Raw genomic sequence first — 19466 nt, 5'->3', positions numbered from 1 at the left:
TTTCCGAAAACATCGGAACACCCTCAGAAACTATTTCTGCAAGGATAACAGAAACGAAAAAAGGATGGCGGAACCTGCTTGACACGTCAACCCGCCATCCTTTTACTTTTCACTTGAAGTTATCTGAAATCCGGAAGCTCGTCACGCGAAACCACGTAATCCTGATTCATCGCGTCCTGCCACCATGCTTCATCGGCATGAAATGAGGTACTTTCCGCCGAATCATACCACGGCATGAACCACAACCAGCGCGCTCCTGCATTCCACTGTTCGGAAAGCAGACCGACAGTGGAATCGGTATATTCCGAATAACCGCATTCGCTCAACGTAATCATCTTGTTGCCGAAGTCGTTGGTGAGGATCCGGTATTGTGCAGCGCAGTCGACAGCATCGTTTCCATACAGATCCCGCCCGATAATGTCCACGTACTCATCACCGGGATACCAGTCGGTGTCGTTGGTTTCACTGGTCCATACCCAAATCAAGTTATTCAAGCCTTGCGTTTCGAAATAGTCGAACATTTCTACCCAAAGTTTTTTGAAGCTGTCGGCGTTCTTTCCCCACCAGAACCATCCTCCTGCAGCTTCGTGCAGCGGACGCCAGATCACAGGAATGTTGGCATCGTGCAATAATCTCAGGTAACCGGCAATCTTTGCAAGGTCAGCATGCACGGTATTGTATTCCCAAGTACCTTCTGTAAAGGCGTTGTCAATGTTAAATGCAGTTTCGCTTAGAGTTGAAGTGTAGTTATTTGTATCAGTATCACCTTCAGCTTTTGGAACGTTCCAGTGCCACATGGCGAGCACGATGCCTCCGTTGTCCCACCAGCTTTTCACAGGAGTGATGTCGGAGTAGTCAATCCAATTGGACGGTGAAGCAGCTAAGTGCAGGTAGTCGAAACAGTTCATAGCCGGATATTGCCCGGTCCATTGGTACACTTGTTCGGCATCAGCAGTATTCCAGCTTCCGGTCTGTCCCGATACGCCGTCTACAGCCATTGTGGCGGAAAGGGTACGTGTCTCAAAGTTTTCCACCAAAAAGTCGTACACTTGTTGCGCTTCGGCGGTCAGCGAATTTACCGGTGTGGTATTAAGTCCGGTTGTGCTGAGTGTCAGGCTTACTTCAGGTGCTGGCATTTGGTTGGGGCCTGTTACCAGTCCTGCAGGAACGGTAAGCGTGTAAGTGGCTCCGCGGTTAGGACAGTTTGCCACGATGGTCAGTGTATTGCTTACTCCGATGACATCGGCACTTACTACCGTTCCATTATCGGATATGCTGATTTGGCTGGCATCTTCAGAAGCGAAATAGATGTTCTTGTCGTATTGCAGGGTGACGGTGACATTGCCTGTTTTTACGGTGCTTCCTGTTTCAGGGGTTGCCGAAACGAATACAGGAGCATCTACTTGGGCGATGTCGTGTTCTACGTCGGTGTCGCAGGCGGTTAATAAAAAGGCAGCCGCAGCGAAAGCATATAGTATATGTAGTTTTTTCATAATCGTCATTAGTTAAGTATGGTAACTGATTCGATGGTATAGTTCTTTCCTTTTATAATCAGTCCGCCTGACTGGATTTGGCCTAGAATATTTTCGGTTACGGTCATCGTAAACGAATCGCCTGAGAGTGCAAATCCATCGTAGGCAGGGTCAATAGAACTCCAACTGCTGTTCTGGAAAGCTCCTTGCGCATCTGCTCCGATATTGGAAATGTAGACGGTGATGATAGATCCTACGTGCGCGTCAGCGAAGAGTTCACTGCCTAATTGCACATAGCCTTCCCAATTGCCTGCGTTCACGGCAGGTCCGGCATAGATGACTACGGCTGCTCCGTCGGCGATGCTGATGGTGTAAGGCATTTCGCCATTCGAAGATACGAGCGTCAGTGTAGCCTCGCCGGATACGTCGGCAGGCAGTGAAATCAGAAGGCTTCCATCTCGTACAATATATTGTACGGTGTTTCCGTTCAGTTGTACAGAGGTTAGCTTGTCACTGTTTTCGATGCTTACTTCAAGCAGTGCGCCAGACTTGATGTCTTCTTCAGGCCATGAAGTGATGTAACAACATTGCGGCTTGGTCACATCCAAAGTCGGACAAGCGACGGTTTCCCCGTTTGTCATGGTGACGGTAACAGCGACTTCGCCTTCTGCAGTGGTAACAGGCACTTCTATATCAAGCGTTGCGCTTGGTGTAACCGCAACTGCTTCTCCATCGCCGAATGTAATGGAGGCAATCAGGTCAAGGTTGCTTCCGCTTAATGTTACGCTTTCACCTGCCGAAACAGTTGTTGGAGTATATCCGCTAACTACTGGTTTCAATGTCTCGATAGCTACGGCTACTTGCTTTCCGCTTCCGGTGTTCAGCATTAAGTTGCCGCTTTGTGCCATTTCGGGCATAACGACGGTTGCTTGTTCTTCGGTTTGCGAAGCCAAAGCTACTGGCTCGGCTACGTTGGGGAAAGTCACGTTGGCAATCAATTCCATATTCTTTCCGGTCAGGGTGAGAGTGCTTCCAGCACGGAGTCCGGTGGCAGGGATTGCCTGCACATCGGTCGGCACAGCCATTGTCAGGTTGGCAACCGGCACTTCCACGCCTGATGCAGGAACCATCACCATTTCGCCATCGGTTGCATCGGCAGGGATTTCAAAGCGAAGTATTTCATCGTTTGTTACTACAAATTCTGCTTCACTTCCATTACTGGTCCGTACTTGCTTTACCAGATTCAAGTGTTGTCCTTGTATCTCTACCGTATTTCCCGGTTTGGCATTGTCCAGTTGGCTAACGTTATTAACCGAAGGCAGAATTACCGTCAGTTCTTCTTCCGAATAAATTTGGTTTGGAATCTCTGCCGTATCCGACAGGATGATGAGTCCGCTTTGAGCTTCTTCGGGCACGGTCAGCGTAATGCGTTGGCGGGTATGTTCAATAAAATCGGTATAATCCACTTCCACTTCATCAGCAAAAATCACTTTCTGCATCAGATTCAGGTAATCACCGGTGATAGTGATTGTTTCTCCTGGAAGTACATTAGTCGGGCTGAAACTTTCCAACGAAATAGGCTCTGTATATGTAATCTTGGTTTCGGTCTGTATATCTCCGGCAGGTGTTTTTAAGATAACATATCCTTCCTCTGCTTCTTGCGGAACGGTGACACGGATTTCACGGTCGCTGATGACCTGTATGTCGGTGATATCCGCACATCCGGGTATGGATATAGCAGTCACTTGATTCATGCCGCTACCGATGAAACGGAGTTCTCCTCCACGTGCTACCGGGCACGGGCCGAATACATTCAGGCTGATACCTCCTGTGAATTGGTTGGTATCTACATCGTCACCTTGGCAGGATGTGAAGGATATACCGCTTCCCGTAAGAAGCAACCCTGCCAGGCAAAGTGTTAAGATTCTATTTGTTTTCATTGTTGATACATATTAATAAGGTTAATACATAGGTACGATACGCACGTTGTCAATGCAGATAGTCGGGTTACATGCCGTACCGGTCACTCCTCCGCCATATACAAAGATAGTCAATCCTGTGATATCTGTTGAGGAAAGTGCGTTAATAGCTGTTCCGGATGAACCGAAACGGAATTCAGACAATGGAATGGTCACTGTAGTCCAGCCGTCGGTGGTGTAGCTTCCGGATGACTGCCACGGAATCCAAAGTGCGCGTGGGAAAGTTTCGTTCTGGAAGAAGCTGTTGTTTTGGTTCGAACCGCTTACTTCGCTGTTGGTTGTCAGCATGATTTGCATCGCGCAGGCACTCCAGGCATCTGGAATGTTGACTTCGAACTTGAATTGCAGGTTATCCAAATCATTGAATTCGGTCAACGTATTCAGGTAAGGAGTATCATCGTCTCCATTTGGCCAGTATTCGAAAGCGAAATGGCTGTCGTCCCACGTATTGTTGTCTAAGCTACCTTGGAAAATCAGGTAGTTATTGTCTATCGGGGTGACCTCTGTCAAGATACCGATGGTAGGTGCGTGCCAGCCGTTGTAGTTGTACAAGGCATCGTCGCCATCGTTGTCGAAGTCGAATAATATATTACTTTCCATATAACGGAAGGTAGACTGTCCAGTTCCGTAAATGGAGGTGGCATTGATATAGCCGGTCGATGCTCCTTGTGGAATCACGAAACTGACAGCATTTAAGCTGATGTTGGTGATTTCGGTTACAGGTACATTACCCATCGTAATGGTGAGCGGCACATTCGGGTCATCAATGAAATAGTTTCCGCTGATGGTGACTTCCGTTCCCGGAATAGCGTACTCGTTCGTCATCGCAGTGATTTGCGGTTCAGGCACTTGAATGTTGAAATCATATGCCACTGTATCTTTATCGAGATTGACCAGATACATCTTGTTGGTTACCACGCTGGGAATTCCTGAGGGAACATCTACGATAATCGTATGGTCGGTCATCAGGCTGGTGTTCAGAATGGCTTTCTGGTCGTTGAAGTATAGCTCATACACACTGCGCAGGTTGTCGCCCACAATACAGATGGTGTTCGACAAGTACGATCCTGTGATGAGAGAGTCTGCCACTTCCGGGTCGGGCAAGCGTACATAATGTACGGTAGGCAGCCCTTCGGCTATTTCGTATTTGTCCGGCTCATCTTCGCACGATGTCATCGCCACTCCTGTAAAGAGGATGGTCAATAGAGCCAGTTTTTTGACATATTTTGTTGTTTTCATTGTTTGATTCGTTTAAAAGGATTAATAACTGTATTCGCTGCGTACATCCACATGAATAGGGTCTTCCATCAAGTGCGGGTTGAACACTACGTCTTCGCTTGGGAACGGAAGGGTGAAGCTGGATACGGTTACATTGGGTTTCACTGCGTTCGGATTGTAGCGGTGTTCATTGGGATTGACGGTGAACGATCCTGTTTCGTAGTATTGTTCGTACAAGTCTGATAGGTTGTAGTACACGTCACGACGTTGGTTAGTCAGTTCATTGATGGCACGTTGTGAGTCGTAATAAGACAAACGTACAAAGTCATACCAACGGTCTCCTTCGCACGCCAATTCCAGACGGCGTTCCTTCCAGACATCTTCCCATGTAATGGATGACGGACGTTCGTAGGTGTTTACCGAACGGTGGCGCACTTGATAAAAGGCATCAATGGCGGATGCGTCGGTTGTAGAGCCGGCATTACCTATTACAGCTTCTGCATAGATAAGGTAGATGTCTGCCAGACGGAGCAGGTGTGTGCTGAGGCTGCTGCGTTGTTGCGCAGGCGATACGCCGGTTGCGGACACGTGATCGTAAGTATCTCCATACAGATTCTTTACCGAATTGGCTCCGGTAGGGCTTTGGTATTGTTGCGGACCTCCTGATGTAGGACTGAAGCAGAAGTCGATGTAGTTGAATCCTCCTTTGTCGGTCCAGAAATAGTCGTAGGTGTCGCCGCACATCATCATTGTAGCTTTGCGGCGTGCGTCTCCGTTATAACGTGTCGGACTGAGTGCGTTTTCGCCGAAAGCATCCTGCAGGTCTACCGAAGGACCATTATACCCGCCCCAACAATTGAACTCATCAAAGCCTACAATGGCAAGTTCGGCTTGCATTTGATTTTGGCAGGTCCATACATCCGAGGATACCCAGTGCCAAGAAAGCAAGCATTCTTCATTGAAGTTATTTGCCAAGCGGAAGATGTCTGAGTAATTTTCCAGCAGATGACGGCCGGAATTGTCGATGACATCCTTGGCGTATGCCGCTGCTTGGCGAAGGTCTTCTTCGTTGCGTGAACCATTCATACCATAACCGGATTTGGTCAGGTAGACCTTTGCCAATAATCCTTTGGCCGTGTATTGGTCAATGCGCCCTTCGGAGTTGGTAGGTGGAAGCAGTTCGATAGCTCTTTCCAACGTCATAATGATATATTCGTATACATCGGGCACTTGTACTTTGTATTTTTCGTTGTAGTTTCCTGCAGCTATGTCTTCCGAGTTGCTGTGCACGATGGGAACGGCACCGAAGATGCGTACCAAGTAGAAGTAAGCCATGGCCTTCCATACCAAACATTCACCAATGCACGTGTTGATGGTTTCGGGAGAAGCGTTGGCGGTGACAAGACGTTCGCGGATGGTATTGGCATACGCATTGACCGACCACAAGGAGTTCGACATATCTACCAGTTCTTGGTCGGTACCGTTCACGGTGAAAGTCAGATAAGGTGATGATCCCCAATAATAATTGCCCGAAAGCACCTCACCGATGCGGAAAAATCCACGTTGGAAATCGAACCAAGGAGAGTTGTAAAGTGGATTGACTCCTTGGATGCACTGTTCATCATTGGCGTAGAAATTGTCCACGTTGTAGGTATCTTCTGCCGGACGGTCTAAGAAGTCTTCACAAGAAGTCAGACCTGTCCCGAAAACTGCTGCCAGTGCCCAATATCTAAAAGTATTCAGTTTCATAATTATCGTCACATTAATAAGGTTAGAAAGAAATGTTCAATCCGAATGAATAAACTGTTGGCGAAGGATAACGTCCATTATCCAGACCGTACACGTTCATGCTGGCGGTACTTGCGCCGATTTCAGGATCGTAACCATCGTAACCGGTAATAGTCAGCAGGTTTTGGATATTGGCATAGATACGCAAGTTATCCAGTCCCCATTTGTTGATGAGCTTGCTGGGGAATGTATATCCCAATGTGATGTTTTTAAGTCGGATGTACGAACCGTCCTCAATGTAGCGGTCACTGATACGGTCGTTGTCGTTCGGATCTTGAATGGAAGCACGCGGAGTGTTTGTGCCGGGGTTCGACACACGTACGTTGGTTATGTCATCATACCAGTTCCATACGGTCACACCGTTCACGTTTACTCCTTGCGAGTAGTCTTTGCCCGGGTCGATGGCAACTATCTGTGCACGGTCGTTTACCGCATTCAGCTGATTTCGCCAAGGCGAGTTCATGTGGGTCAGTTGCATTGCCATGTAGTTGTATACCTTGTTGCCATACGAGCCATTCAAGAAGATGCTCAGGTCGAAATTCTTGTAACGGAAGGTGTTGGTCCATCCGAACGTGAACTTGGGCAGCGGCGACCCGATGTTGGTGCGGTCGTTTTCATCAATGACTCCATCACCGTTCAAATCTTTATACTTGATATCGCCTACCCATACGGTATTGGTGCGGTTGAACACGCCGTCAGCAGGATAGTGTGCAGGTTTTGGAGATGTTTGCAGATCGCGCAAGTCTTCGTACACGCCATCGCATACATAGCCGTAGAAATTATAGAGCGATTCACCCACTTCAGTTACACTCACCACATCGTTCCATTGTCCGTAGCCCACAATTTGCGCGTTGGCTGTGCCGTCCAAGGCGCGGAGTTTGTTCTTGTTGAACGAAATCTGGAAGTCAGAATCCCATTGGAATTCGCCGATGAGCGGATGGGTATTCAAAGTGATTTCCCAACCGGTATTTTCAATGTCGCCGTAATTACCCATTGGAGCGGCAAGTGCCGAAGAAACATTGCCCGATGTTCCCATATAGGACGGTAGCTGAAGAGACATCAACATGTCTTTTGATACTTTTTTATACCAGTCTACTACCAATCCAATACGGTCGTTGAAAAAGCCTAAGTCAAGTCCCACGTTTACTTGTTCCTGCGTTTCCCATTTTACGCCTAAGTTGGCGATGTTTGTCTGGCGGTATCCTAATCCCAATCCGGTAGGCATACGTGAGATGGATGCACCCCAGCGGTATCCGCCGATATTGGAGTTACCGGTTTGTCCCCAGCCAAGACGGAGCTTACCATTGTTGATAACGTTGCGGACAGGCTCGAAGAATGCTTCATTCGAGAAGCGCCAAGAGGCAGCTACAGCATGGAATCCAGCCCAACGGTTGTCGGGACCGAAGTTTGAAGAACCATCGTAGCGATAGGTATAAGTACCTAAGTAGCGGTCGTCGTAATTATAGGTCAGACGGGTAAAGAATGATGCCATCGACGAGCTTCCGAAACCAGAACTGATGGTCGGTGTTCCACTTCCTAAAGAAGGATTGTGTACAGCGTCCGAAGGCAAGTTGGTGTTTTCTACGCGTGTGTTGTCGTAGTTCGAAGCCCACATTTCCTGTCCTACCATTGCCGTAAATCCGTGCTTGTCTATCTGCCCTGTGTAGGTTACGTAGTTTTTCAATTGCCAAAAGGTGCTGTTATTCTTTGAGATAGAACTCATGTTGCTATCCCGCTGCCAGTTGCCTAAGTCTACTCGCGGCTGGTAGCGTTCACCTTTGTTATAACTGATGTCATAGCCGAACTCGGCGTGCCAGGTCAGATTTTTCATCAAAGTTACATCAGCAAAGATGCTTCCGGTCAACTTTTGACGGTAGAGCAGGATTTGGTCCATCATCGCCAAAGCGATGGGGTTGGGATTGGTATATCCTTCGCGCACTACCGATGAGTAGTTCCCGTCGATGTCGTAGATGGGGATGTCGGGCGGCGTGGTCAGAGAGTAGTTGATGATACCCTGGTCACTGTCTGCCAACTTCAAGTCGTCTTTGGTCGATGAATACGTGGCGTTCAAACCGATTTTCAACCACGGTTTCAGTTCGGCATCCAAGTTGGTACGGAATGAGTAACGGTTGAAGCTGGAGCCTATCAACGTACCGTCCTGGTCCATATAAGAACCCGACACATAATACTTCACTTTTTCGCTACCGCCTTGTGCCGACACCTGGTGTTGGTGTTGCAAGGCAGTACGGAAGATGGCATCCTGCCAGTTGGTTCCTACGCCTAAAAGTGACGGGTCACCGTAAATGCTGCTAGGTTCCAGTTCACCCACGTCCACGAAGTCGTTGTAGAAGCTGGCAAATTCGCGCAGGTTCATCATGTCCAGGCGTTTGGTCTGGCGTTGTACGGCTACCATCCCGTCATACGTAAATTTCGCCTCGCCTGTCTTACCACGTTTGGTGGTAATCAAGATAACGCCATTCGCACCTTGCGCACCATAGATGGCGGTAGCGGAAGCGTCTTTCAAGATTTCCATCGATACGATATCTTGCGGGTTGATGGTAGAAAGTGGGGAGATGGTTGATACAGAACCGTTGCCCAGTGCATCGCCCAGTCCGAAGTCGGAACCGCTTTGTCCGCCACCTTGTACAATGACACCATCGATCACATACAGCGGTTCAGCATTAGAGTTGATGGTTGCCTGACCGCGGACACGGATTGAGGAAGCCGAACCCGGAGCACCGGAAGTAGATACAGCGGCCACACCTGCCGCACGTCCCTGAAGCGACTGGTCAAGGTTTGTGATAATGGAGCCTTTGATAGCGTCTTCATCCATAGAAACAGATGCTCCGGAAAGGTCGCTTTTCTTCATTGTACCATAACCGACAACCACCACTTCGTCAAGCATCTCAGAATCATCCTTCATGACAATATTGTAAGAAGTCTGATTCCCAACCTTGATTGTTTGTGTTGTATACCCGATAAACGAAACTTCAACGGTGGCACCGGGAGCCACGCTCAAAGAAAAATTACCGTCAAGATCAGTGATGACACCGTTGGTCGTCCCTTTCTCCACTACACTCGCACCGATAACCGCCTCACCGGCAGCATCGACAACTTTACCTGTAATCTGCTTTTTTGCCTGCTGCGCAATTTCAGCTTCCGCCGAAGATACAGCCCAAGCATGCGACGCGCCACCCAACAGGAAAGCTGTACAAGCTCCAGCCACCCAGACGCTTCTTTTTACATTTAGCTTCATACTGTGTTTTTGATATGATTAATATTACGTTTACTTGTAGGATAACATGTAAACAGGTTAATAAAGATTGTTTCTTTAAAATACCAGTCCTAAGGTTATCTTATTTTTACAAAGGCAAAAGTAGTAACATTTGCAATAGTGTTATGATACTTTATTATCCATATGTAACACTATCGAAACAACTGCCTTACCAGATATCAGAGGGATTCCTGATGCTGTTGGAAACCCTCTGCATTTCATCAGATTGACTTATCTCAAGAAAAGCGTTCGATGATTTCCATGCACATGCGCCCATTGTGATAAGGGCATTTCCAGAACCCGGCCTTGTCATCTTTCCGATTAACCGTTCCATCGGCATAGCGGCTCCAGTACCACTCTCCGCCTTCGCCGTCTATCAGGTTCTCTTTTATAAACTGCCAGCATTTCAATGCTTTATGCAAAGCGTCTTCGTCATGGAAATATTGATACAGATTGATATGCCCCACCACATTTTCTGCCTGAACCCACCAGTGAAGCTCGCGATCCACTTTCTGTTTGTCCACAAAATTCTCATAAATCATGCTGCCATCCCGGTTCAAGCCTTCATCGGCAGCCCGGGCTATCTTCACTATTACCGGTTCTGTTTCTGCCAGCAACTGCTGATCTCCCAGCACCAATGCCGCTTCATGAATCAGCCAAGAGGCTTCAATATCATGTCCGTAAGAGATAATATGATACTTATTTGACCAATCCTCTTCAAAAAAGAGATTCAAATGCCCGCTTTCCGCGTCAAGTATTCTGGTTACAAATACCTTGATCAGGTTGCGCAGCTGCTTTTCCAGACGTTCGTCTTTCCACACGCGGTAAAGATTCGCATACGGCTCCAGAATATGAAGATGCGTATTCATCGTCTTCTTCTCGTTCTCATCCTTATCGCTCAATCTCATGTCCTGTATGAGCTGCCACTCGCGGGTCAATGCTTCTACATAGCCGTTCTGCACCGGATCAAAACTGTATTTTTCAATCACCTCAAACAACCGGACCGCATATTCCAAAGCCTCGCGGTCACCGGTGGCGCGGGCATACTCACTCAGTCCGTAAATAGCAAAGCCCAAGGCATAAATCTGTTTCTTGACATCCGAAGGTGTACCGTCGGCATTCAGCTCCCAGAATATGCCGCCATACTGCTTGTCATAAAAGAAATCCAGCAGATAACGTTTGGCGCGTGTAGCCGTTTCCAGATATTCCGGCTTCTTCAACAGGCGGAAAGCGGCTGAAAAGGTCCACAATATTCTGGCATTCAATATCGCTCCTTTGGGAGCATCCGGATGCAAGCAATTGTTTCCGTCAATGCGTCCGTAAAATCCGCCTTGCTCACGGTCGGTCATCCTATTCATCCAGAACGGTAAAATATCATTCACCAGTTCATCCTTCACTTCTTCACGAAGAGCCTCTAATTTCTTAATCATTTTTCATTGTACGCTTTAAGTTTAACGTTTCGATTATCTCTCTCATCTTTTGTTCGCCCAAGGGATAGCCTATCACGAACAGCATCGAAATGAATGCCGCAGCAGCAGGCAGCCAGCTTAAAAACATCTTTATACCTTGTATCGTTTCCGCGCTCTGAACAGCATTCGCCTGAAATCCGAAATAAGACAGCAGCCATCCCGTAACGGCCGTACCGATAGCCCAGCCGAACTTCTGACTCATCGAAGAAGCGCTGAATATCAGACCTGTGGCACGGTTTCCTGTATTCATCTCCGAATAATCGGCGCAATCGGCATACATCGACCACAACAAAGGGAAAATGCTTCCGGCACAGATACTGATAAGACACTGGAACACAAATATCAAAACCAAGTCATCCTTATCAAACCAATAGAAGACGACGCTCAACACCGTAGCCAGCAACATGGCAACGGCAAAAGTCTTCTTCTTTCCGATTCTGTTGCTTACGGGAGCCGCCAGCACAACGCCAACAATATTTGCCATCTGTCCGACCGACAGGAAAAGGCCGCTCAAGACAAACGACATTCCAAAGAGCGAAATGACATGAAAGTCTTCTTCCACGATAAAATACTTGAAGTAATACACCGCAGCGCCGTCACGGATGGAATTGAACACCAGCGACGCTATGCCGGCACCGAAAAGAACCCACCAGGGACGGTTGCGGAACAAGTCGCGCACATCCTCCTTCAGTGAACTTTTCACTTCCCTGATCGGTTTCACCCGTTCTTTCGTCCATGAAAAGCAGCCGAAGAAAAGCAACACACACATCGCCGCTATCACAACCACCGCCATCAGCCAGCCATGCTGCTGGTCTGCCATATCGGAACTGTGCCCGCTGAAGGCGTTCTCCATCGGCATAAAGAGCAGAAGAGCGATGAAACTTCCCAGATAGGCAAACATCATGCGGAAAGTGGACAAGGTCCCGCGCTCCTTCGGATCAGGGCTCATCACGCCCAAAAGGGAAGCGTAAGGAACATTGATCCCCGAATAAACCATCATCATCAGCGAATAAGTAATATAGGCATACGCCAGCTTGCCCGCATCGCCAAACGGCGGCGTGTAAAAAGTAAGTACCCCAATCAAGCCGAAAGGAACGGCCAGGAACAGCAAATAAGGACGGAACTTGCCCCAACGACTGTCTGTTCTATCTGCAATAATACCTATTACCGGATCAAAAACCGAATCCCAAATTCTTGTGACTAAAAACATTGTTCCGACCATCGCGGCAGGAAGCCCGAATATGTCCGTATAAAAAATCATCAGATAGGCTCCAAACAACTTCCAGAACATGGAAGAAGCCATATCGCCTAATCCATAGCCTATTTTCTCTCTAAGTGTTATCATGGCAGTACTTACTTTTATTATTGTCATTTCATGATCGCCATATTGCGGTCAATCAATTTCTTCAAGGTTTCAACAGATGCCGACGTTGACAGTCCGTCCTCCGGAGTATTCATACAATAGTCAACCAGCTTATCAACAGTAGAAACGGCAACATGCATGCGCGTATCGGAAGATGCATAATAAATATACACCGTACCGTCCTCGTCTACTATCCAGCCGTTGGAGAACAACACATTTGAAACATCGCCCACACGCTCCTCTCCTTCCGGAGCCATAAAATAACCGCCCGGCGATGCAATCACTTGGGTGGGATCTTCAAGAGATGTCATATACATGTACAGCACATAGCGCAGCCCGGCAGCACATCCGCGGACACCGTGCGCCAGATGAAGCCACCCTTTCGGCGTTTTGATGGGATGCGGGCCTTCCCCGTTCTTCACCTCCTTTATGGTGTGATAATAGCGGCTTTCAATGATTTTCTCTTCCTTCACCTCCGCATGGGTGATATCCTCTACCAAGGCCCAGCCGATGCCTCCGCCGCTTCCGGCATCGATAAATCCGTCCTGCGGACGGGTATAGAACGCATACTTGCCGTCAACAAACTCCGGATGAAGCACCACATTGCGCTGCTGGCTTTTCGACTTCAAGTCGGGCAGACGCTCCCAGGTCTTCAGGTCTTTTGTGCGGGCAATGCCGGCCGTGGCCGTAGCAGACGACAAGTCACCCGCAGGCGCATTGCTGTCATGACGTTCCGCACAGAAAACGCCATAAATCCATCCGTCCTCATGAGCGGTCAGCCGCATGTCATAAATATTGGTAGCCGGCACCACATCATCCGGCATAGTGACCGGGTAGTCCCAGAAACGGAAATTGTCTACCCCGTTCGGGCTTTCCGCCACCGCAAAGAAAGATTTCCGGTCAACGCCCTCCACGCGCACAACCAACAGATATTTTCCATGCCATTTGATCGCGCCCGAATTCAGCACAGCGTTTACGCCAATGCGTTCCATCAGGTAGGGATTGGCCTTTTCGTCAAGATCATACCTCCAGAACACCGGCGCATGAGCGGCCGTCAACACCGGATACTTGTAACGCACATACACGCCGTTGGAATCCTCAACCGGCTCATTCTTCCGGGAAATCAACACCTCGTGCTTGGCAAACAAAGCCTTTACTTTCTCATCAAAGTTGTTCATAGTCATAACTCTTCGTTTTCATTAGTATTGTTGAAATTAATTTTATTGAAATCGTTCAGGAAAAGCGTTTTCGGGCTCTCGTAAAACTTCACGAAGTCAGCTTCCGAAGCATGGCCCGGATAAGGGGCATAGAAATGGTTTTCACGCTCGCGGGCATTGCGCCAGAACAGCACGTAACTTACCGGATACTTCTCTGCCAAAGGCAACAAAGTCTGTGTCCACCATACAGAATCGGGAATGGTTTCATAACCGGTTTCGGTGACTGCCATCGGCTTCTGATGGCTCACGCTCACCTGCTGCATCACACGCAGCACGCCGTTCATGCTCTTGAGATAGGCGTCACGGTCGAACTGATAACCGTCCACCCCGATCAGATCAATGATGCTGTCGCCCGGATAACGTTCCAGATATGCCGCAGAATCCTGAGGCTCCGTACCCGGAGAATAAGCATAGAGCAACTGGCTGGCTCCCTTTTCCTGCATACGGCTATATGTCATTTCCCAAAGACGCTTATATTCATCGGCCGAGCACAAGTTCTGCCCCCACCAGAACCAGCTTCCGGTATGCTCGTGCCACGGACGGAACAATACGGGAACTTTCACTCCATCTGCCGTCCGGATTGAATTGAAGAAATCGGCAACCGCATCCAGCCATCCCATGAATTTCTCATGATTCGCCCCTCCGGGCAACACCGACTTCACGACCGTGGAGTCAGACACGTCCCACGAATCCTTCCCTGTGAGCGGATTGTCCGCATGCCAACTGAAAGAAACGATTCCGCCCCGCTCATATTGAGCCACCGTTTCCTTGCGGATCCGGTCAAACGGCACTTTGTCGAGGTTCATCTCACCTCCCAGCTCAATATGCCCCAGATCGAACGACATCACGGCTGGATAATCGCCGCACACGCTCTTTATGTCGCTGCGTGCTGAATCGCCCTCCCATCCGATGCCATACACCGGGTCATCGTGGTGACCGATCATAAAGCCGAACTTCGGCACATTCTTCAACTGCGCTTCAAGAAATCTCGCTTCCGGCGTTTTGCTGTTGTCCGTCACAGCAGGCTCTGTCGAGCAAGAGGCGAATGCCGCCAACATCACCGCCCCTGTCATAACCTTCAAGTTCATACTACTTAACTAATAGGATTCAGTAATCTGTTTTCGTTGTCTTTTCGTAAGTGCAAAATTAGGCGAGTCGGCGCAAAAAGAACAATACTATTTTAGCCAAAAGCAATACAAGAAATAAAAAGCGGAAAAACGCTGCCGCACATACGCCAATGCGCACCCATCCTTCCGGCAAACCGGAAGCTGCAAGGGAAAAAGGCAGAAACAAGCCGGCAAAAACTCCGTTCCACAGCGTGGTTTATATAATCCACAGCGTGAAACATACATTCCACAATGCGGTTTATACAATCCACAACGTGGAATACAGAATCCGACGGCATCATCCTGACTTTTCCGCACGGAAAGCCGGCTTTTGTTCCCTGAGCGAACGGAGCAGAAGCCGGCTGCAAACAAAAGACAAACGGTCAGATGAGCACCCGTTTCTTCCGGTAATTCTCACGGAACTCTTTCGGCGAGCAGGATTTCTTCTTCCGGAATATCCGGTTGAAATTCGACAGGTTGTTGAATCCGCACTCATAGCAGATTTCGGCTATCGACATGGTAGAATCCACCAGCAGCCTTACAGCATATCCCAGACGGATGTCAATGATATAGTCCGACAGGCTTTTCCCTGTGCGCAACTTGAAGAAACGGCTGAAAGCCACCCCTGTCATCCCCACCATCTCGGCAAGCTGGTTGAGCCGCACCTCCTCCTGATAGTGTTCGCTGATATAATGCTGCACTTTCTGAATCCTCCGGCTGTTGGACTGCACCTCGATTTTCGCGAATGAAGAGCTTGAGAGCGTGCGTGCCTGGTCTACGAAGAAAGACAGTTCATACAGCAGCGAAAGGAAGCTCAGCACCGCATAGAAGCCCTTCTTCTCCGAGAGGGTGTCTATCTGCGAATAAATCTTCATGATAGCAGAAATGGGAAAACAAAGGCCGTTCTTCGCCCTGTTCAGCATTTCCTTCACCCGGTCAAACTGGTTGGTATTGATCAGGCTGTCAAAGAAATGGGACGAGAACTGTATCGTCACCTCGCGGATGTCCGGAGAATGGCAGTCGCCCTGCTCCCAGCAATGCTCAAGATCAGAACTCGTTATCAGCACCAGATCATAGTCGGAAGTGGATTCAACGGAATCTCCCACAATCCGTTTCAGGCCCTTGCCGTGCTCGACGAAGTTAAGCTCAAATTCCTTGTGGCAATGTATCGGATAGGTGAATTCCGTCTTCCTTCTGTCTGCAATATAAAAGCAGTCCTTGTCTGAAAGAGGAGTTATTTCACGGATGATATGCGAATCGTCAAGTTTGTCCATAGCAATATCTTTTTTAACAAAGCGTTTCTCAAAGCAAAATTAAAAAGTTTCCGGCAAGCCGCAAATATTTCATGAGGAATTGATAAAAAAATACCAGTCAGTCACATGCAAAACGCTTATTTTTGCACTTGTAATAATCATCTAATATCATCAATGCACATGAGAAGAAAAATGTATTTGCTCACAGGACTGGGCCTGCTGTCCATGGCTCTTTCGGCCGAAAACATCTGCGTTTCCACGCCGAATACTTCACTCGTGATAAACGCATCCGAAGGACAGGAACTGAAATTCATCTATTACGGTGAAAAACTATCTGAAGATGACCTGAAGAATATCAGCAGTTCGGGCCTGCCGCAGTTTCCGGCATATCCCGTATACGGAATGAACTGCCCCGGCGAAGCGGCACTGGCCGTGAAACATGCCGACGGAAACATGTCGCTCCAGATGGAAGTGGAAAAAACGGCTTCACGGACCGAAAACAATGCGGTCATTACAACCATAACCATGAAAGACAAGGTGTATCCTTTCTACATCGATGTCTGCTACAAAGCTTATCAGGATGCCGATGTCATTGAAACATGGACCGAAATCAGCCACGGAGAAAAAAAGCCGGTGGCACTGAACCAGTTCGCTTCGGCCTACCTGCCCATCCGCAGAGGAAACGTATGGCTCTCGTCGCTTTATGGCTCGTGGGCAAACGAAGGGCGTCTGGCACAAGAAGCGCTCGAACCGGGCATGAAGGTCATCAAGAACAAGGACGGGGTGCGCAACTCGCATACGGCCCACGCTGAAGTGATGTTCTCGCTCGACGGACAACCGCAGGAAAACTCAGGCAACGTAATCGGTGCCGCGCTCTGCTATACGGGCAACTACAAGCTGAGAATTGACACGGACGACAGCGAATACCATCAGTTCTATGCCGGAATCAACGAAGAGAACTCGGCCTATACACTGGAAAAAGAAGAAACGTTCCGCACTCCGGAACTGGCCCTCACCTACAGCAAAGAGGGACTGAGCGGAGCCAGCCGCAATTTCCACCGCTGGGCACGGCTCCACAAGCTGGCGCACGGAAACCAGCTTCGCAAAATCCTGCTCAACAGCTGGGAAGGCGTGTATTTCAACATCAACCAGAAAGGCATGGACCAGATGATGGCCGATATCGCCTCGATGGGAGGAGAACTGTTTGTCATGGACGACGGATGGTTCGGCGACAAGTACAAGCGAAACAGCGACAACTCGTCCTTGGGCGACTGGGTGACAGACACGACCAAACTTCCGAAAGGTATCGGGGGACTGCTGGCCGACGCCAGGAAAAACGGAGTGAAGTTCGGCATCTGGATCGAGCCGGAAATGGCAAACACCACCAGCGAACTCTATGAAAAGCATCCGGAATGGATTCTGAAGGCTCCCCAGCGTGATCCGGTGCTGGGACGCGGAGGAACGCAGGTCGTGCTCGATCTGGGCAATCCGGAAGTGCAGGATTTCGTGTTTGGAGTTGTAGACAATCTGATGACAGAATACCCCGAAATAGACTACATCAAATGGGATGCGAACATGGACATCATGAACCACGGCTCGAATTTCCTGAACAAAGACAAACAGAGCCACATGTACATCGAATACCATCGCGGTCTTGAGAAAATCTGCCAGCGCATCCGGGCCAAATATCCGGATCTGACCATTCAGGCCTGTGCCAGCGGAGGCGGACGCGCAAACTACGGCTATCTTCCTTACTTCGACGAGTTTTGGGTGAGCGACAACACCGATGCCTTGCAAAGGATCTACATGCAGTGGGGAACGTCTTACTTCTTCCCGGCCATCGCAATGGCTTCGCACATCAGCGCTGCTCCGAATCATCAGACATTCCGGACCATTCCGCTGAAATACCGCATCGATGTGGCCATGAGCGGACGCCTGGGAATGGAAATCCAGCCGAAGAACATGACCGATGAAGAAAAAGAACTCTGCCGCAAAGCAATCGCAGACTACAAGACCATCCGACCGATTGTGCAGTTCGGCGACATCTATCGCCTGATTTCTCCTTACGACCGACTGGGTGTGGCTTCACTGATGTACACTTCACCGGAAAAAGACAAAGCGGCATTCTACTGGTGGAAAACGGAAACATTTGTCAACCAGCACATACCGCGTGTCAAGATGGCGGGACTGAACCCGGAGAAACGCTATCGCATCCACGAATTGAACCGGATCGACAACACCCCGCTTGCGTTCGAAGGAAAGACATTCAGCGGAGCGTTTCTGATGAACAACGGCCTGGAAATCCCATACAGGCACAACGTTGACTATCATAAGCAAAACGACTACGCCAGCCGCGTGCTCTATCTGGAAGCTGTGAACTGAAAAAAAGAGAGATGCTGAGAGAGGCTGCGCCAACATGAAAACCAACTTTCATTTCTGGCGCAGCCTCTCTGCAACAAACAGACGTAAACGCATACGGCTCAAGATGCCATCACCACTTCACTGCCTCATTCAGGATATTTCCATCAGCAGCATCCTCGGCCGCAAACGTATGGGCCTTGTACTGCACACACAACATGACCAGCGGCTCTGTTCCATTGTTGCGGACAGAACGTCTGCCTTCGGGAGATACACGGACCACCGTACCTTCTTCTACAGGAAACGCTTTGCCATCCACCTGAAACTCTCCCTTTCCGCTCAGAAAGAAGTACAACTCCTCGTGATTCTTGTGCGTATGCAAAAAGCCGGTTTCCGTTCCCGGACGGAATGACTGGAACGAAAATTCGCTTCCTGTAGCCTGCAGAGAAGATCCCCCAAACACTTTACCCGGAATCTTCACGTCCGGACCCAGCTGCAATTCATAATCACCCAATTCGTTCATTTTGCCGACACATATAGCCGCAAAATTCTTGGCCTCAGCCACTTTCTCGATCTGTTTCATAACCTGCTTCTGTTTTATGTTTCTACAGAACAAATATAGAAGCATTTTTCAGCGCATACAATAAGGCACCTGCACCACAATCAGTTACCTGAATGAAACTATTGTTGAATATGAAAGACTTCCATTTTCAACTTTAACTATTTTTCATACAGCATAATGAACCAGCGCCGCCTCCAAAAGAACACCTTCCCCCGCAAAGTCCAAAGCACATCCCCATCCGCCAAAGCTATCCGTCCGTCCAGCATCCCACACAACGAACGCAAAAAGGCACGGAAACGCAGAGAACAATAAACCTCCGTGCTTCCGTGCCTTGGCGTTTGATTTACATTTCAACCTCTGCACCCAAAGGCAGAAGCTGTCCATTACATATCATGCAGACTGATCCG

General features: G+C 48.8%; 12 protein-coding genes. 1 reads left to right on the top strand and 11 read right to left on the bottom strand.

Annotated elements, in window-relative coordinates:
• Window positions 1–119: 119 nt before the first annotated feature.
• From QUW60_RS04900 to QUW60_RS04855, 10 genes are all read right to left on the bottom strand, one after another.
• A complete protein-coding gene (locus QUW60_RS04900; RefSeq protein WP_258338048.1) occupies window positions 120–1493 on the bottom strand; it encodes a glycosyl hydrolase in 1374 nt (457 codons plus the stop codon).
• 8 nt (window positions 1494–1501) lie between these two features.
• Complete coding sequence (locus QUW60_RS04895; protein ID WP_289558817.1) at window positions 1502–3412, bottom strand: IPT/TIG domain-containing protein; 1911 nt, start codon at window positions 3410–3412, stop codon at window positions 1502–1504.
• 21 nt (window positions 3413–3433) lie between these two features.
• Window positions 3434–4690, bottom strand: coding sequence for a glycan-binding surface protein (locus QUW60_RS04890; protein WP_258338050.1), 1257 nt, complete (start codon window positions 4688–4690; stop codon window positions 3434–3436).
• A gap of 21 nt (window positions 4691–4711) precedes the next feature.
• Window positions 4712–6418: a RagB/SusD family nutrient uptake outer membrane protein gene (locus QUW60_RS04885; RefSeq protein WP_289558814.1), complete on the bottom strand. Its 1707-nt coding sequence runs from the start codon at window positions 6416–6418 to the stop codon at window positions 4712–4714.
• A 22-nt stretch (window positions 6419–6440) separates the two neighbouring features.
• A complete protein-coding gene (locus tag QUW60_RS04880; protein WP_258338052.1) occupies window positions 6441–9713 on the bottom strand; it encodes a SusC/RagA family TonB-linked outer membrane protein in 3273 nt (1090 codons plus the stop codon).
• Window positions 9714–9967: 254 nt separating this feature from the next.
• On the bottom strand, window positions 9968–11161 hold the full coding sequence (locus QUW60_RS04875) for an AGE family epimerase/isomerase (protein ID WP_289558812.1): 1194 nt from the start codon (window positions 11159–11161) through the stop codon (window positions 9968–9970).
• Complete coding sequence (locus tag QUW60_RS04870) at window positions 11154–12545, bottom strand: MFS transporter (RefSeq protein WP_289558811.1); 1392 nt, start codon at window positions 12543–12545, stop codon at window positions 11154–11156. The genes QUW60_RS04875 and QUW60_RS04870 overlap by 8 nt, the downstream gene beginning before the upstream one ends.
• A gap of 23 nt (window positions 12546–12568) precedes the next feature.
• Entirely contained in the window at window positions 12569–13741 is a 1173-nt protein-coding gene (locus QUW60_RS04865; protein ID WP_289558962.1) for a glycoside hydrolase family 130 protein, read from the bottom strand.
• Between the two features lie 2 nt (window positions 13742–13743).
• Window positions 13744–14868 carry a glycoside hydrolase family 26 protein gene (locus QUW60_RS04860; RefSeq protein ID WP_434736844.1) on the bottom strand — a complete coding sequence of 375 codons (1125 nt, stop codon included), beginning with the start codon at window positions 14866–14868 and terminating at the stop codon, window positions 13744–13746.
• Between the two features lie 401 nt (window positions 14869–15269).
• Entirely contained in the window at window positions 15270–16160 is an 891-nt protein-coding gene (locus QUW60_RS04855; protein WP_258338055.1) for a helix-turn-helix domain-containing protein, read from the bottom strand.
• 204 nt (window positions 16161–16364) lie between these two features.
• On the opposite strand from QUW60_RS04855, the gene QUW60_RS04850 reads away from it, so the two are divergent.
• Window positions 16365–18521 carry an alpha-galactosidase gene (locus tag QUW60_RS04850; RefSeq protein WP_434736846.1) on the top strand — a complete coding sequence of 719 codons (2157 nt, stop codon included), beginning with the start codon at window positions 16365–16367 and terminating at the stop codon, window positions 18519–18521.
• Between the two features lie 109 nt (window positions 18522–18630).
• Here QUW60_RS04850 and QUW60_RS04845 read toward each other — a convergent pair whose 3' ends face one another.
• Window positions 18631–19080: a cupin domain-containing protein gene (locus QUW60_RS04845; protein ID WP_289558805.1), complete on the bottom strand. Its 450-nt coding sequence runs from the start codon at window positions 19078–19080 to the stop codon at window positions 18631–18633.
• Window positions 19081–19466: the final 386 nt, after the last annotated feature.

This window comes from Bacteroides gallinaceum (assembly GCF_030373775.1).
In the GTDB taxonomy this organism is placed as follows: Bacteria; Bacteroidota; Bacteroidia; order Bacteroidales; family Bacteroidaceae; genus Phocaeicola; species Phocaeicola excrementipullorum.
This window is presented reverse-complemented; position numbering and strand designations above follow the sequence as displayed.

Coding starts and splice junctions, on each gene's coding strand:
- QUW60_RS04900 (WP_258338048.1), bottom strand. CDS start 1,493: ATGAAAAAACTACATATACTATATGCTTTCGCTGCGGCTGCCTTTTTA.
- QUW60_RS04895 (WP_289558817.1), bottom strand. CDS start 3,412: ATGAAAACAAATAGAATCTTAACACTTTGCCTGGCAGGGTTGCTTCTT.
- QUW60_RS04890 (WP_258338050.1), bottom strand. CDS start 4,690: ATGAAAACAACAAAATATGTCAAAAAACTGGCTCTATTGACCATCCTC.
- QUW60_RS04885 (WP_289558814.1), bottom strand. CDS start 6,418: ATGAAACTGAATACTTTTAGATATTGGGCACTGGCAGCAGTTTTCGGG.
- QUW60_RS04880 (WP_258338052.1), bottom strand. CDS start 9,713: ATGAAGCTAAATGTAAAAAGAAGCGTCTGGGTGGCTGGAGCTTGTACA.
- QUW60_RS04875 (WP_289558812.1), bottom strand. CDS start 11,161: ATGATTAAGAAATTAGAGGCTCTTCGTGAAGAAGTGAAGGATGAACTG.
- QUW60_RS04870 (WP_289558811.1), bottom strand. CDS start 12,545: ATGATAACACTTAGAGAGAAAATAGGCTATGGATTAGGCGATATGGCT.
- QUW60_RS04865 (WP_289558962.1), bottom strand. CDS start 13,741: ATGAACAACTTTGATGAGAAAGTAAAGGCTTTGTTTGCCAAGCACGAG.
- QUW60_RS04860 (WP_434736844.1), bottom strand. CDS start 14,868: ATGAACTTGAAGGTTATGACAGGGGCGGTGATGTTGGCGGCATTCGCC.
- QUW60_RS04855 (WP_258338055.1), bottom strand. CDS start 16,160: ATGGACAAACTTGACGATTCGCATATCATCCGTGAAATAACTCCTCTT.
- QUW60_RS04850 (WP_434736846.1), top strand. CDS start 16,365: ATGGCTCTTTCGGCCGAAAACATCTGCGTTTCCACGCCGAATACTTCA.
- QUW60_RS04845 (WP_289558805.1), bottom strand. CDS start 19,080: ATGAAACAGATCGAGAAAGTGGCTGAGGCCAAGAATTTTGCGGCTATA.